Source organism: Aliivibrio sifiae (assembly GCF_002954705.1).
GTDB classification, from domain to species: Bacteria; Pseudomonadota; Gammaproteobacteria; order Enterobacterales; family Vibrionaceae; genus Aliivibrio; species Aliivibrio sifiae_A.
On record NZ_MSCO01000001.1, the window covers coordinates 1,094,994 to 1,109,167 of the forward strand.

Below are 14,174 nucleotides of genomic sequence, written 5' to 3' on the forward strand. Positions count from 1 at the left end.
TTAATGGAGGGGTGCCGTAGAACGGTCGGTTGGGTAATGCTCCTTATCGCGGCATTATTTTTGTTCTACAGTGCATTTGGTGATTTATTACCGAGTGGCTTTGCAATTAAGTCGTACTCTCTGCAAGAACTGATTCAATTTCAAATATTTTCGGCTAACGGTGTTTTTGGTTCTGCCTTAGGTATCGCGGCAACAACAGTGTTTATCTTTGTTTTATTTGGGGCATTCTTAGAAGTCACAGGAGCAGGGAAATTCTTCATTGATTTAGCGTTTTCTATTGCAGGTAAATATCGTGGTGGTCCCGCGAAAGCGGCAGTATTAGCCTCAGCAGGCCTAGGGTCTATCTCAGGTTCAGCGATAGCAAATACAGTCACCACTGGCTCAATCACCATTCCTATGATGAAGAAGTTGGGTTATAAACCAGAACAAGCAGCAGGGATTGAAGCTGCAGCTTCTACTGGTGGACAAATTATGCCACCAATTATGGGGGCTGGCGCGTTTGTTATGGCTCAATTTACAGGGGTGCCTTATAGCGAAATCATGTTGGCCTCGATTGCGCCTGCTATTTTGTATTTCTTTTGTACTTTGCTTTATGTGCACTTAATGGCGTGTAAATTAAACCTACAAGCGGTGAGTAGAACCGAAGCGGTTATTAGCGTTATGAAAGATGGCGCACACCATTTAATACCACTGGCTCTAATTACCACGTTGCTTATGATGGCGTATTCACCATTATTGGTTGGTGTTGCTGGTTGTGCAGCTATTTTAGTGACGGCAGCGCTGCGAAAACACAGCCGAATTGGATTGAAAAAATTCATTGAAGGCATGAAAAATGGTGCCTTAATGGCATTACCTATTTCTGCAGCGTGTGGTGCTGCCGGTATTATAGTTGGTGTGGTTGGACAAACGGGGATAGGCTTACAGTTCACTCAATTTGTGATGGATTTCTCTGGCGGCTACATGCTAATCGCATTAGGGTTAATAAGCCTTGTGGCTTTAGTGTTAGGTATGGGGCTTCCTGTTACTGCAGCCTATATTGTATTAGCAGTAATGGCAGTGCCAATGTTAAGTGATTTTGGTTTACCGTTATTAACAGCACATCTCATCGTTTTTTGGTTATCGCAAACCTCAAACGTAACGCCTCCAATTGCATTAGCCGCTTTTGCTGGTGCTGGTGTTGCCAATGCCAACCCGATGAAGTCCTCAGTCGAAGCATTTAAATTAGCAGGAGGGTTATTCATTATTCCAATTATGATGGCGTATACCAACCTTGTTAATTCAGAGGCAGGAGTGGTTGCTCTAACGTATTCAATTATTCAGACGTTAACTATTATTATTGCGATTGCAGTGGCTATTGAAGGGTATTTATTACGCTCATTAACTGGGATAGAAAGGCTATTGGCATTTTTTACTATACCACTAATTATGTTGAACCCTTTTGGTGTCGGTTTCTTAGGTATTGTAATCATGCTTGGTTTAATTTTGGTTCAGTGGAAGGGTAGAGGGCAGATCAGTCAGAGTTAGTCTTTTATCATTAAACAACTCACCTTAATTAAAATCCTCTTTGGTAATGAGAATCAAAGAGGATTTTTAGTATTTATTCACGAATATTAAGTCTTATAATTCGAAGAATCATCATTCAACTGCTACCTTTTAATAAGAGAATCAATTCAATAGGGTATTTTCGACATATAGGTGGGAGAGTGCTATGTATGATGAGAAAAGGGTTTTCCGTCATTATATTATTTCAATGGTTATCTTTGTGGCAGCTATGTTTGTAGGGATAGAAAAAAGTAGAGCGAATACCGAACTTAAAGTCGGAACCTATCATTGTCCCCCCTTTATTTTCCACACCGAAGGTCAAGAGTTCGACGGTCTTAGTATGACGTTATGGGAACGAATTGCAGAAATAATGGGCGTGACTTATACATTACAAAATTACGAATTAGACGATTTATTACTAGCGTCAGAAAAAGGTGATATTGATGTAGGTGTTTCTTGTATTTCGATCACGCCAGATCGTGAAGAACATGTCGATTTCTCTCATTCATTTTATGAAACACACCTTGCTATAGCAGTAAAAAGCCGCAGTTACCTAGATACTTTTATCAGTATTATTACGAATAAAACCTTATGGAAAGCCATTGGAATTTTCTTTGCTGTCGCGATTAGTGTCGGTGGTTTTTTCTATCTGTTAGAACGGAAAAATAATGATAAGTTATATTCAATGCCAACTAAAAAGGGGCGTATCGCAGAAGCTTTTATTCTTGGGGTGTTATTTATTACCAAAGGCCCTTTTAATTACTTTGAATTTAAAACCTTATCAGCACGAGTGATGACAGTATTGATCGCCATGTTCTCCACGGTATTCATTGCCAGTATTACGGCTATTTTAACCAGTTCACTTACATTAGAGCAGTTACGATTTGATGTGAAAAATGTAAATGATTTATCCAAGTTAAGAACAGGCGCAAAACAAGCGACAACAGCATCCCTATTGTTGGCTGACCACAGTATTGCTCATGAAAATTATCAAACGATGGATGAGTTGTTATTGGCATTAGAGAATGATCAAGTTGATGCTATTGTCGCAGATGATGCCGTATTACGATACATGATAAAACAAGGTAAAAATAAGCAATTATTTAATGAGCTTGTTGTGCTTCCTTATCAGCTAGAAAAACAAAATTATGGCCTAGTTTTAGTCGAAAATAGCGAGTACGAAGAAGAAATTAACCGTGCTTTACTGCAAATACGTGAAACAACAGAATGGCATCAGATCTTGTTAGAATATTTTACTGAGAAGTAAGTGTAACGATTGGATGAAGTGATTAAGTTTGGTTACACCTACATCTCAAACATATTAACAGAACGCTGATAAAGCCATGCATGTGCTTGTCCAGCGTTTTTGTTTTTTCCTACCACGCGATCAATGTGTAGTAACCAACTTTTCTCTTCTGAATCGACATCGATTACTTTTAAAGACGTATTATTCTGAATTATGTGGTTTGGGGTGAATCCCCAACACTGATCTAATTGTAATAATGATTGTAACGTATTTAAATTATTGGTTGTGGTGACAGAGGATGAGAAATGGGTATTCCAAGGACTGTGCATATTAGTAAAGAGTATTTGACGAAACGATTTCAACTCTTGTAATTGAATTGATTTTTGAGAATGTAAAGGGTGGTTATGTGCTGCTGCAATAGTAACGGGTAAATAACCAACTAAGCCTAATTCAACGTCTTTTGGAAGAATATCTCCGCACAACATGAACCCAATTGATGCTTTTCCTTTTGACACTTGTACGCTTATTTCTTGGTTTTCAACGGTATTAATGTGTAATTCAGTGTGTGGAAAATGCTGATAAAACTCATTGACTACCTTATAAAAAGCAGGAGTTAGCAATATTTCATTAATTGCGATGGTTAAGGTGTCTTCTACGCCAGCACTAAAAGAGTGAATCATGGTTTCAATGTCTTTTGCTTGTGAGAGTAGGTTAAGAGACTGAATATACAAACGCTTACCGTGAGGTGTCAGTGTAGGAATACGAGTTGAGCGATCAAATATCTCCACGCCGGTGTCTATCTCTAAGTTAGCAATAGCAGTACTAATGGCGGATTGTGCTTTTCCCAATTTTCGTGCTGCAGCAGAGAATGAGCCACATTCGACACAAAAAATAAGCGTTTCAAGTTGCTGGAGATTAAACATATTAAACCATCTATTATTCAGATAATAACTAAGTAGATTGTATCAAAATACCACATGATAATGCATGAACTTAATGAGAAGTTTTTACTATTCATGATTAAAAATTCGTCTAATCTAAGGTTAATCATTTATGTGGTTGGGATTATCTCATTTTAAATGCAGTATTTTTACTATCATTTATTTTAACTACTCAAGTAAGTGTTATTATCCGCCGCCCGTATTCCCTTTGAAATAAAGGACAAGAGAGATGCATGATCGTGCCAGTCAAATGGTGATATTTTACGCCCTAGCCAAGGCAGGCAGCTTTACTGCAGCCGCAAAACAAATGGGTGTGTCTACCTCTCATGTCAGTAAACAACTGGGGGTGCTAGAGTCGAATTTGAATGTGAAATTAGTTCAAAGAACGACACGTTCACTTATTCTTACGGATGCAGGGCAACAGTTTTATGTGTACTGCGAAAAAATGTACAGTGCGATGAGCGAAGTCAGTGCCATTATGGATAATGAGCGTGACGGTGTTGCTGGTATTTTGCGATTAGGGCTATCGCAGTCTTTTGGCACCATGCATATTATTCCTGCGATTGATAAATTACGTCAGCAATATCCTGAATTACAAGTGGAAGTTCGTTTGTTTGATCACCGAGCAGATATGCTTAAAGAGGGATTGGATTTATGGGTGACAAACTTTGAAGATTTACCTGAGGGGTATGTTGCTCAACGTTTAGCTGATTCGCATTTTGTGCTAGCGGCTTCTCCTGATTATTTAATAAATAGGGAAGTTCCTCATCATCCGCAAGATCTTATTAAACATAACTGTTTAACTTATCAAAGTCGTCACCGTGATTACAGTAATTGGGATTTTAGCAAAGGTAATGAAGCATTGTGTGTCAAAGTCTCTGGAAACTATCGTGTTGACTTAGCTGAAGCAGTAAGAGATGCGGCTATTTCAGGGTGGGGCGTCGCCTATTTAGCCAGTTATTTATTAACCAATGAGTTTAATGATGGCAAACTTATTCAGCTCTTACCCGATTGGAAAGCGAGTCAAAAAATGCCAATTTATGCGGTTTATCCAAGCCGTAAACACCTGCCAAGAAAGATAATTGCTGCCATTGATTTCTTACGTCAGCATATTGGTCAAAAGCCATATTGGGATAAAGCGTTAATGAAACGGGTTAAGTTATAATCAAAGCATTATATGGCCGATATTGGTATTGATTAAATTAAATACAATGTAATGATGTCTTTTTAATCAATGACTTAAATTCATTATCAGCCTTGAAATAAATATATTTTCCATATGGCAACAATACCCTTTCCATACTCTTCTCTTATTTTATAAATCAATAAGTTAAGAGTGCCTACAAAGTGTGACCTAAATCACCATTAACAGGGTGTTAGCAACCTCGACTTGCGCGGAACCCTTTGCGCATTAGAATGCAGGCTCATTTTCGATAGCACAGGTTTCTATCATGACATCGTTACTTGGTATTTTTGCCATTTTACTATTTGCTTACTTATGTTCGACTGATCGCCGTAATATCCCTTTAAGAACTGTTTCTTTGGCGTTTGGCTTACAAATCCTATTTGCTCTATTGGTACTTTACGTTCCTGCAGGTAAAGAAGTTCTAAACTCAGTAACCGCAGGTGTTTCAGGGGTTATTGATTACGGACAGCAAGGTATTGCCTTTTTGTTTGGTGGCCTAGCAACAGGCAAAGTAGGCTTTGTCTTTGCTATTAACGTACTGGGTATTATTATTTTCTTCTCAGCACTTATTTCTGCTCTTTATCATCTTGGTATTATGCCTAGAGTCATCAATTTTATTGGTGGTGGATTACAACGTTTATTAGGCACAGGACGCGCAGAATCACTTGCAGCGACGGCAAATATCTTTGTGAGCATGGTAGAAGCCCCTCTTGTTGTAAAACCTTATTTAAAGCACATGAGTGATTCACAGTTCTTTGCTGTCATGACTTGTGGTTTAGCGTCAGTGGCTGGCGGTACTATGGTCGGTTACGCATCTCTTGGTGTGGATCTTAACTTCCTTATTTCGGCAGCATTTATGTCGGCACCTGCTGGCTTATTAATGGCGAAGATGATGGTTCCACCAGGTGATGAGGCCAATAACGACGATGAAATTACTTCGGTAGAAATCGATCACGCAACTAATGTATTTGAAGCACTAGCGGATGGCGCAATGTCTGGTTTACGTATTGCAGTAGCAGTAGGTACGACGTTACTGGCGTTCGTGAGTGTCATTGCTTTATTAAATGGCTTACTTGGTCATGTCGGTGATTTCTTCGGCTTAAAACTAAGCTTTGAATTGATCCTTGGTTACCTATTTGCACCAGTTGCATTCTTATTAGGTGTTCCATGGAATGAGGCGATTCTTGCAGGCTCACTGATTGGTAATAAGATCGTAGTGAATGAGTTTGTCGCCTTTATTCAATTGATGGAAGTTAAAGACCAACTAAGCCCACACTCTATTGCGATTGTTACCTTTGCTTTGTGTGGTTTTGCCAATATCTCAACCATGGCGATCTTGATTGGTGGTTTAGGAAGCCTTGTTCCTGAGCGTCGTCCATTCATTGCTAAAATGGGTTTCAGAGCGATTACTGCAGGCGTATTAGCAAACTTGATGAGTGCGGCGATTGCCGGTGTGATTTTGTCGCTATAGACGATAATAAATTTAAATATTAGATAGTTAATAGTTAATAGTTAAAAGGTTGCGATGATAAGTCGCAACCTTTTTTGTTTCTAGTGGGTAAATCGAATACGTATCGGAGCTGCATTATTGAACGTAACGTTATCAAAGCTATCAAGTTGATGGTGCTTGATTAGAGATTGTAAATTTTCAACATAAGCGTCGCCACGAGTAGAGTAGTGAGATAAAGACTCGACTAACTCATACCCTGATAATTTACCTTCACTACTTAGTTTTTTACGTAAAATCCAAAGATCTTTATAAGCCGCTGTTGTATTTAAGTTATACATATAACGAGCAGTTCCAGCGAACAGGTTATCAAATGCAGCCACTTTTACATGCCCACCAGGAGTACTTAAGTACTTTCCACCTTTAGAAGATAAATGCTCTCCATACAATCCATTACCTTTAACTGCGAAATAACTGGTTCCCCAGCCACTTTCATCAATTCCTTGAGCGAGAACCATACCGACAGGAATAATATTTAGGCGTAAAAGCAGGTCATCAATGTTGTTTGGTTTAATATCATAAGACGCCATTAAATCATTTAGCCATACTGTTTCTTCTTTCGACCATTCACTTTTAGGCTGCTTCGATAGCGTAATTACGTCATTTCTAACCGCACTTATGCGTTTATTCACCTCAATAATGGTAGGCAGTAATAAACGAATAAACCCTGAAATTTTCTCTTGAACAGGTAACGAATTTAAATCACTAGGAAGATTCTCAACAAAAAACGGCGGGATTTTATCTGTACTGCTAACGTTAGCTAATTGATATTGATGCAGTTCAAATTGCTTGATAAGTGATTGAGCTGAGTTAAGCGTGGTGACTTTTACTTCAGGGTAGGGATTGTGAATCTTCTCTGGTGAAATAGGCAGTTGAGTATCCGCAAGAGTGCTAGAAGATGCGGTGAGAAGTAAAGAGGCAGAGATATGTTTTAACTTTTTAGATAAAGACATAAATGGAGTTCCATTTTTATATTAATAGGATCGAAAACGGCGCTATATTCAGCACCGTTTTTAGTGTTTATATGGAGTTAACAGTCGCTCTGTTATTCTTCTACAATAGTCACTTTCTCGATCACAATACTCTCTTTTGGAACATCGTCAAACTCACCGATAGATTTAGTTTTAATTTTTGCAATTTTCTTAACTACATCCATACCAATAGTTACTTCACCAAATACCGCATAACCCCAACCAGCGTTAGTGGTGGCAGTGTGATCAAGAAAAGTATTGTTAGCGATGTTGATAAAGAACTCACTGGTTGCAGAGTGGGGTGCATCAGTACGCGCCATAGCGATAGTACCGTTTAAGTTTTTCAAACCACGGTTCGCTTCATTCACAATCGGTGCGCGCATTTCTTTTTCTTGCATGTCCGCAGTAAAACCACCGCCTTGGATCATAAAGCCTTTGATAACACGGTGAAAAATAGTGCCTTCGTAAAAACCATCTTGGCAGTATTTTAAGAAGTTTTTTGAGCTTACGGGCGCTTTTTCTTTGTTAAGCTCAATGTGAATGTCGCCAAAATTGGTGGTTAAAATGATCATATAGTTAAGTCTATTTAAAAGTTAATTGAGAAAGATTATACGTAGTTTCTTAGTTTATGTTGAACTCTTTAAATATCGCGTTACCCACTTCCACAATCACTTGATTACGTGAAGCCATGTCTAAATTCGTTTGAGTCAAGTAAATAGAGATAATGATAGGTGCGCGTTTGTTATTCCAAACAATGGCCGTGATCCCACGCGATCCAAATCCACCTGCGCCAGAGCGATCAGCAATTGACCACTTAGCAGGTAAAATAGAACGTAATAGAGGATCAGATACTTTGTTATCGACCATCCAGGCCTTTAGCGTGCGTTTGTCTTTGGTATTAAGTGTTTGACCAAATAACAATTCGTTGAGTGTATTTGTCATCGCATTTGGGGTAGTAGTATCTCTAATGTCTCCCTTTTGAGCTTCATTTAATGCAGGTTCAATACGGTCCAATCGAGTAATATTGTCTCCAATTAAACGTAAGAAAAGCGTGAGAGAGGTAGGGCTGCCAATCTTTGTTAGTACAATATTTGCAGCGGTATTGTCACTCATTAGCATGGTGGCTTGGCATGCGCTTTCAGTGCTAATGGTTTCACCGATTAATTTTTCAGTGATAGGAGACCATGGAATAATGGATTCTTTGGTGATCCTTGTTAGCGAATCTTTATCCAAGAGGTTATTGCTTGAGTTATAAAGCATTTGAGCACAAGCAAGAGTTTTAAAGGTACTCATCATCGGAAAGCGTTGGTCGCCTTTATAGCTCCATGATTGATTGTTTGATGTATCAAGAACTGAAACCCCAATCTGACCAGAACTAGCAAGCTCAATCGCTTCAATTGATTTGGTTAGTGATGTTGCTTGTGCAATATGAGAAAGCAAAGTTAAACAAAAAAGAAAAGTGATACGTTTCATTATAAGCCCTAAAGAAGGTTTTTTTGTATGCGATTATGGATTAATCAAATTTTCGTTGGTAGCGAGGGAGCATACTTTCATTACCTAACAAACCACCTTGGTGAATATAAACCAAAGTTTGAGTAGGGTTGTTTGCCATCCAATCATTCAAGCAGCGCCACATTAACGGGTCGTACAGCAGTTCAAATTCAACGTCAGTTTGTAAGAGAAGTGTTTTCCATATTTCGTAATCATGGCGATATAACTTACCAAAATGGTGTTTTGTCGTTGGAGTTAAAATCTCAGGGTGATCCGTTTCTCCAAGTTCTAAAAATTGATCGGTAAGATAAGAGTTCCCGCCAACACATGCGCAGGTAATGACTTTTATATCGTGAGCTTTTAAATGTTTATGAAGAAATAGTGCGGTCGTTCCTGTACCAGAAGGCAAAGCCACGGTCAGAGAGGTGAGTTTTTGTTCTTCCTTCCATTCAATAAGCTCAATAGCCAGTTGCTTTACGCCACTTTCAGCTAAACCACAGCGACCCCCTTCAGGCACAAATAACTCATGCTTTTTTGATTGCCTAATTTGTTGAATGTAATCCAAGCAGCCTAACGTGCTACCGTTATTTAGTTTGGCATTTTCAGTGTCATTTAAGGCAATAATATTAACCCCAAGATCTAACGCAGCGCGATAGTTTCCTTTTGGGTTTTCTTGTAAAAACGACGGGATATGGTCGACATAAAAATCTAATTGCCAACCTTTTAGTTGTGCCAGAGCTGCTAACGAGTAAAGAGAGTTTGCTTGTGGTGAGCCATAACCAATAATCGTGGTAATCGCAGGGAAATCACCGTCTAACAATCCCATAAACTTACGAGCTTTGTTGCCAGAAAATTGAGGATGGAGCTGGTCATCGCGCTTTAAATAGAAATCGACACCATTAAATTGATGCTGAGTTACTGGGCTGTTTTGGATTTTCATGATGAGGTTTGAATGTTTGTGGGGTAAGAAGAGAATAATGACCTTACCGTGAGTGGAAAGGCCATCTTTGTTGTAATGATAATTACTTTTTCATCATCGATTTTAAAGCAGCAAACGGGTTGTGAGTTGCACCTTGGTGATCATCTTCACCTGCTTTAATTTCAGAGCCAAACTGATCATGCTCTGTGTATTTTGAATGCTCATGATCATGACAGAAAAGACACAAAAGCTCCCAGTTGCTACCATCATTAGGGTTGTTTGTGTGGTCATGATCTTTATGGTGAACCGTTAATTCACGTAGGTTTGAGTACACAAATTCACGCGCACAATTACCACAGACCCAAGGATACAATTTTAATGCTTTTTCGCGGTAACCACTTTCTTGACGGGCATAGGCGGCACTAGAGCCATAAAAATCAGATGACATAATAATTAATTTCCTTTGTAACCTTTTAATTTTAAAGGCTTTTCTTTGAAGATAACAACTTGGCATATTAGTTTTGCGTATATATAAACATATAAATACCAATAACGGTATTGTTTTGAGTCACAATATAGTCATTTTTTAAAGTAAGGAATGTATTTAGATTGATGAATTATTTCTGATTTATGTTGTTGTTTTTCTTTAAAAGCCATCCAATTGCCAACATAATTATACTTCCCTTAATGATGTTGACAAAAGCAGTATATTGACTAAAAAATGTCAGTGGAACAAAGAGAAATATGATTAATAAAATAATGATGAATTCATAGCGGGCAAGATTTCTTATCTCCCATCTTTTTAGATCCAGAGACTTTTCTTCAGCTGTTTTGATTGGTTCATTATGATTTTTAGTTGATAAGAAGAATAAAGGAAACATAATAACTAATATGAAGGGACGAAACTCAATGAACCCGAAATAATTACGATGTTGTAATAATGAATCTATACAAAAAGTAATAAGGGCGGCAGCAATTAAGTATCGCCAAAAGTTCTTCGACGTGAGGATATTTTTAACCTCTTTAAGCGATATATTTTTTAAATTATTCGTTTTCATTTTTCTCATTAATGCGATTGATAATTATTATCAATTAATTGTACGGAAGAAATATAAAAAAAGATATTATTTTGTTAAACTTTTTTGAAATAAATAGAAAAGAAAGAAGGGTTGGCGGTTATTAGCTTGTAGGTATTTAATAACCTAAAAGGTCAGTGACATTGTCATTTGGACTGCTTATAGTAAAAATTATATGGATGGTAATAATCGCTTTAAGGAGAATAAATGTTATCAAAATTAGAACTGAGAATTCCACCGCCCTTAGTCATGTTGTTATTTATGGCGACAGTATTTGTTTTGACTACATTACCCCCTTTAATTTATTTTATTTGCCTTGGTTAAGCTATGTTCTCGTTATTATTTTGATTGTTTTAGGTGGGGTAATTGCTTTATGGGGGGTAAAAGAATTTCGAGAAGCTAAAACAACAGTGAATCCACTTAAACCTGAGAGTAGCTCATCTTTAGTTAATTCTGGTATTTATCAATACACTCGTAACCCTATGTACCTTGGATTATTACTGGCTTTGCTAAGTAGCGTTGCTTATACCCAACAGCCATTGGGTTTAGTGAGTGCATTAGGTTTTGTTCTTTATATGAATCGCTTTCAAATTGAGCCTGAAGAGAAAATGCTGACTACCTTATTTGGAGATGAATTTGTTGAATATACCAATCGAGTAAAGCGTTGGTTTTAATTTATAAATAACTATGATTCCGTGACAGTTTGGGTGTTTTTGTCTCGGTATAACCAAGCAGATACCCATTCTATACTTACTCCTCCCATTCTTATTGCTGACATTGATCCCGATATCATAAAGAGCGTAAATTTCAGCCTAAAGCGTTAACTATTTTGGTTGAGCGTATTGTTCATACTATGGCTAGAACTTGACATTATCTTGACAGAGATTTGCCATTTTTAGTCTTAGAGGTCACGATTTAATCACAATAAATCCATTAAAATATGTTCATAAATCAAACATCATGGCTGGGTGTATTATGAAAAAGAAAATCAAAGTTATTATTAAGATCGCACTATTTATTGCATTTTTCGGCGTTGTTGGGCACGTTTTTGCTGCCGATTCATTAACTGCAAATGCAATAGTGAAAAAGTCAGATCAACAAATGCGTGGCGATTCGAGCTATACCGAGCTGACCATGAACATCATTCGTCCTGACGGGACTCGTAGCATGAGCATGAAAAGTTGGACGAAAGAACAAAACCTTTCTTTAGTGTTAATTACAGGACCAGCAAAAGAACGAGGAAGTGCTTCATTAAAGCGTGATAAAGAGATGTGGGGGTGGATCCCGAATATTGAACGAGTGATCAAAATAGCGCCTTCAATGCTCGGGCAATCATGGATGGGTTCGGATTTCACTAATGATGATTTGATTAACCAATCTTCCATTGTGGTGGATTATGATCATAAAATCATTAAAGAAGACGTGATAGATGGAGATAAAACATGGGTGATCGACGCTATTGCTAAACCAGATGCTCCTGTTGTATGGAGTAAAGTACGCTTGTGGATTTCAAAAAAGACATTTTTACAGCGCAAAGTTGAATCTTATGATGAGTTTGATGAGTTAGTTCATACTATGACGACCTATGATGTGCAGAACTTGAGTGGAAGAATGGTTGCAACTCGAATGGAAATGGTTCCAGCCGATAAACCGGGTAATAAAACAGAAGTGATCACACATAAAGCCCATTTTAATTTCTTGATAAATGATGAGTTCTTTTCTCAGGCGCAGATGAAATCATTGCGTAATTAATAATGATTAGGCAGTAAACATGCTTACTCAATTAGCCTGGCGAAACCTATGATGACAAAAAAGACGTACTTTATTAACGGCGTCTGCCTTAGCATTAGCCCCACAACCACGTTTTATTATGGCGGATGAACCTACCGTCAACCTTGATGTAAAAAGTACCTCAGAACTGCTTGATATAATGGAAGCATTGAACCAAGAAGAGGGGACGACTTTCATTTTTTCAACTCATGATTCATGGGTATTTAATCGAGCCAAGCGTATTATTGTGTTTGAAGATGGGCAGTTAAAAGAAGATAAAGCACAATAAGTTACCGCTTTATGTGAGATAGATCTTGACCTTAATCTGATAGGACATAAACTTCACTGATTAGATTTATTCAATAACAGGCGTTTGAGCCCTCTCTTACGCCTGTTTCTATTCATTGACGAGGTTAAGTCATGTCTAAACGTGATTATTATGATGTCCTTGGTGTGCCAAAAAGCAGCACAGAAAAAGAGATCAAAAAAGCATATAAACGTCTTGCGATGAAATACCACCCAGATAAGAATCAGGGTGATGCTCAAGCAGCAGACAAATTTAAAGAAATTAAAGAAGCGTATGAAATCCTAACCGATGCAGATAAGCGCGGCCAGTATGATGATTACGGTCATGCTGCATTTAAAAATGGTGGTATGGGCGGCGGCGGCTTTGGTGGTCAAAGTCAGGGTTACGGCGGTTTTGAAGATATTTTCGGTGGTGCATTTGGCGGCGGCGGTCGTAGCCGTGGTGGTTTCGGTGGCGGATTTGAGGACATGTTCTCTCAACAGCGTCAACCTCGTCCTAAAAAAGGACAAGATCGTCAATTCAATTTAACCGTTGAGTTTGCTGAAGCGATTAATGGTTGTGAGCAAATCATCGAGTTACCGATTAATGGCGTAAATAAGAAAATCAATGTTAAAGTACCTGCTGGTATTGAAGATGGTGAAAAGATTCGTTTTGTTGGTAAAGGTGAAGCTGGAGCTTTTGGTGGTCCTGCGGGTGATTTGCTTATTCAAATTAATACTCGTCCACATACGCATTTAAAACGTGATGGTAATGATTTAATTTGTCCCGTAACGACTGATTTTGTTACCGCAGCATTGGGTGGTGAGGTCGAGATCCAGACACTAGAAAGTCGTTTTAAACTTAAAGTTCCAGCAGGAACTCAAAGTGGTCGTAAATTCCGAATGAAAGAAAAAGGCGTGAAAAGTCGTAAAGGAATGACCGGAGACTTAATGGTTGAGATTATCGTGGCTACACCGACAAATCTGAGTGAAAAACAGAAAGAATTATTGATGGAGTTTAAAGAGTTAGCGTAAGCTTATTAAGTCAATATATTCTAATAGGAGGCATGAACGATGAATAAATTATTCACAGCGTTCGTGCCTTTTTTATGGTTCTAAATTATACTCAAGAATATGAAAATATGTTGCCTAAACCTTTAGGTAAATTACTCTATTTTCCAGTTAGAATAACTTTGTATTGATGTTGGCGATCAAAATTTATGTCAGATGAATATATTTA

General features: G+C 38.0%; 14 protein-coding genes and 1 pseudogene. 8 read left to right on the forward strand and 7 right to left on the reverse strand.

Going from position 1 to position 14,174, the window contains the following annotated elements; all coding sequences use genetic code 11:
- Both BTO22_RS04910 and BTO22_RS04915 read left to right on the forward strand, forming a co-directional pair.
- Window positions 1-1,524: TRAP transporter permease (locus BTO22_RS04910; RefSeq protein ID WP_105054525.1), on the forward strand; the 1,524-nt coding region annotated here is incomplete at its 5' end.
- A gap of 184 nt (window positions 1,525-1,708) precedes the next feature.
- Window positions 1,709-2,809, forward strand: a complete 1,101-nt coding sequence (locus tag BTO22_RS04915; protein WP_105054526.1) for a transporter substrate-binding domain-containing protein — start codon at window positions 1,709-1,711, stop codon at window positions 2,807-2,809.
- Window positions 2,810-2,847: 38 nt separating this feature from the next.
- On the opposite strand, the gene BTO22_RS04920 is transcribed toward BTO22_RS04915, so the two are convergent.
- Complete coding sequence (locus BTO22_RS04920; protein WP_105054527.1) at window positions 2,848-3,711, reverse strand: LysR family transcriptional regulator; 864 nt, start codon at window positions 3,709-3,711, stop codon at window positions 2,848-2,850.
- A 247-nt stretch (window positions 3,712-3,958) separates the two neighbouring features.
- Between BTO22_RS04920 and BTO22_RS04925 the strand changes: the two genes are divergently transcribed.
- Complete coding sequence (locus BTO22_RS04925; RefSeq protein ID WP_105054528.1) at window positions 3,959-4,894, forward strand: LysR family transcriptional regulator; 936 nt, start codon at window positions 3,959-3,961, stop codon at window positions 4,892-4,894.
- A gap of 286 nt (window positions 4,895-5,180) precedes the next feature.
- Window positions 5,181-6,386, forward strand: a complete 1,206-nt coding sequence (locus tag BTO22_RS04930; RefSeq protein ID WP_105054529.1) for a NupC/NupG family nucleoside CNT transporter — start codon at window positions 5,181-5,183, stop codon at window positions 6,384-6,386.
- Window positions 6,387-6,466: 80 nt separating this feature from the next.
- Here BTO22_RS04930 and BTO22_RS04935 read toward each other — a convergent pair whose 3' ends face one another.
- The 6 genes from BTO22_RS04935 to BTO22_RS04960 form a co-directional block, all read right to left on the reverse strand.
- The gene (locus BTO22_RS04935; protein WP_105054530.1) at window positions 6,467-7,375 is read right to left on the reverse strand and encodes a glucosaminidase domain-containing protein; all 909 of its coding nucleotides are present in this window, start codon (window positions 7,373-7,375) and stop codon (window positions 6,467-6,469) included.
- Window positions 7,376-7,467: 92 nt separating this feature from the next.
- The gene (locus BTO22_RS04940; RefSeq protein ID WP_105054531.1) at window positions 7,468-7,965 is read right to left on the reverse strand and encodes a peptidylprolyl isomerase; all 498 of its coding nucleotides are present in this window, start codon (window positions 7,963-7,965) and stop codon (window positions 7,468-7,470) included.
- Between the two features lie 49 nt (window positions 7,966-8,014).
- Complete coding sequence (gene bla, locus BTO22_RS04945) at window positions 8,015-8,866, reverse strand: class A beta-lactamase (RefSeq protein ID WP_105054532.1); 852 nt, start codon at window positions 8,864-8,866, stop codon at window positions 8,015-8,017.
- 40 nt (window positions 8,867-8,906) lie between these two features.
- Window positions 8,907-9,824: a 1-aminocyclopropane-1-carboxylate deaminase/D-cysteine desulfhydrase gene (locus BTO22_RS04950; RefSeq protein ID WP_105054533.1), complete on the reverse strand. Its 918-nt coding sequence runs from the start codon at window positions 9,822-9,824 to the stop codon at window positions 8,907-8,909.
- Window positions 9,825-9,906: 82 nt separating this feature from the next.
- Window positions 9,907-10,251 carry a YajD family HNH nuclease gene (locus tag BTO22_RS04955; RefSeq protein ID WP_105054534.1) on the reverse strand — a complete coding sequence of 115 codons (345 nt, stop codon included), beginning with the start codon at window positions 10,249-10,251 and terminating at the stop codon, window positions 9,907-9,909.
- Window positions 10,252-10,420: 169 nt separating this feature from the next.
- Window positions 10,421-10,861 (reverse strand): hypothetical protein, encoded by a 441-nt coding sequence (locus BTO22_RS04960; RefSeq protein ID WP_105054535.1) that lies wholly within the window; start codon window positions 10,859-10,861, stop codon window positions 10,421-10,423.
- Window positions 10,862-11,058: 197 nt separating this feature from the next.
- Between BTO22_RS04960 and BTO22_RS04965 the strand changes: the two genes are divergently transcribed.
- From BTO22_RS04965 to BTO22_RS04980, 4 genes and pseudogenes are all read left to right on the forward strand, one after another.
- Window positions 11,059-11,553 (forward strand): methyltransferase family protein, encoded by a 495-nt coding sequence (locus tag BTO22_RS04965; protein ID WP_258132449.1) that lies wholly within the window; start codon window positions 11,059-11,061, stop codon window positions 11,551-11,553.
- A gap of 301 nt (window positions 11,554-11,854) precedes the next feature.
- Complete coding sequence (locus BTO22_RS04970) at window positions 11,855-12,631, forward strand: outer membrane lipoprotein-sorting protein (protein WP_105054536.1); 777 nt, start codon at window positions 11,855-11,857, stop codon at window positions 12,629-12,631.
- A 76-nt stretch (window positions 12,632-12,707) separates the two neighbouring features.
- Window positions 12,708-12,938 (forward strand): annotated as a pseudogene (locus tag BTO22_RS04975) (AAA family ATPase); the annotation flags it as partial.
- A 131-nt stretch (window positions 12,939-13,069) separates the two neighbouring features.
- Window positions 13,070-13,969, forward strand: a complete 900-nt coding sequence (locus BTO22_RS04980; protein ID WP_105054537.1) for a DnaJ C-terminal domain-containing protein — start codon at window positions 13,070-13,072, stop codon at window positions 13,967-13,969.
- Window positions 13,970-14,174: the final 205 nt, after the last annotated feature.

What these genes read in the sequence shown, in the direction of transcription:
- BTO22_RS04980 (WP_105054537.1), top strand. Translation starts at nt 13,070, where the DNA reads ATGTCTAAACGTGATTATTATGATGTCCTTGGTGTGCCAAAAAGCAGC.
- BTO22_RS04960 (WP_105054535.1), bottom strand. Translation starts at nt 10,861, where the DNA reads ATGAAAACGAATAATTTAAAAAATATATCGCTTAAAGAGGTTAAAAAT.
- BTO22_RS04925 (WP_105054528.1), top strand. Translation starts at nt 3,959, where the DNA reads ATGCATGATCGTGCCAGTCAAATGGTGATATTTTACGCCCTAGCCAAG.
- BTO22_RS04935 (WP_105054530.1), bottom strand. Translation starts at nt 7,375, where the DNA reads ATGTCTTTATCTAAAAAGTTAAAACATATCTCTGCCTCTTTACTTCTC.
- BTO22_RS04940 (WP_105054531.1), bottom strand. Translation starts at nt 7,965, where the DNA reads ATGATCATTTTAACCACCAATTTTGGCGACATTCACATTGAGCTTAAC.
- BTO22_RS04930 (WP_105054529.1), top strand. Translation starts at nt 5,181, where the DNA reads ATGACATCGTTACTTGGTATTTTTGCCATTTTACTATTTGCTTACTTA.
- BTO22_RS04950 (WP_105054533.1), bottom strand. Translation starts at nt 9,824, where the DNA reads ATGAAAATCCAAAACAGCCCAGTAACTCAGCATCAATTTAATGGTGTC.
- BTO22_RS04965 (WP_258132449.1), top strand. Translation starts at nt 11,059, where the DNA reads ATGGTAATAATCGCTTTAAGGAGAATAAATGTTATCAAAATTAGAACT.
- BTO22_RS04915 (WP_105054526.1), top strand. Translation starts at nt 1,709, where the DNA reads ATGTATGATGAGAAAAGGGTTTTCCGTCATTATATTATTTCAATGGTT.
- bla (WP_105054532.1), bottom strand. Translation starts at nt 8,866, where the DNA reads ATGAAACGTATCACTTTTCTTTTTTGTTTAACTTTGCTTTCTCATATT.
- BTO22_RS04955 (WP_105054534.1), bottom strand. Translation starts at nt 10,251, where the DNA reads ATGTCATCTGATTTTTATGGCTCTAGTGCCGCCTATGCCCGTCAAGAA.
- BTO22_RS04920 (WP_105054527.1), bottom strand. Translation starts at nt 3,711, where the DNA reads ATGTTTAATCTCCAGCAACTTGAAACGCTTATTTTTTGTGTCGAATGT.
- BTO22_RS04970 (WP_105054536.1), top strand. Translation starts at nt 11,855, where the DNA reads ATGAAAAAGAAAATCAAAGTTATTATTAAGATCGCACTATTTATTGCA.